The organism is Pseudomonas sp. FA-1, assembly GCF_056856075.1.
Genome location: NZ_JBWXTH010000094.1, coordinates 1 through 214, shown reverse-complemented (window position 1 = coordinate 214; position 214 = coordinate 1). Strand labels below are relative to the sequence as shown.

Annotated in this window: 1 tRNA gene; it reads right to left on the bottom strand. The window is 51.9% G+C overall.

The window, feature by feature from the left end:
• Positions 1-135: 135 nt before the first annotated feature.
• A tRNA-Arg gene (locus AC1MHZ_RS23570) sits at positions 136-212 on the bottom strand.
• Between the last annotated feature and the right edge of the window lie 2 nt (positions 213-214).

Genomic DNA, 214 nt, shown 5'->3' with positions numbered 1-214 from the left:
GATTCGAACCTCCGACCGCTCGGTTCGTAGCCGAGTACTCTATCCAGCTGAGCTATGAGTCCGTAGGTGGTATTTTTAGACCAGATTACCACTGGTTGATGAAGCTGCCTTGATTAACAAAACCGCCCCATTAAATGGCGGACTCAGGAGGATTCGAACCTCCGACCGCTCGGTTCGTAGCCGAGTACTCTATCCAGCTGAGCTATGAGTCCGT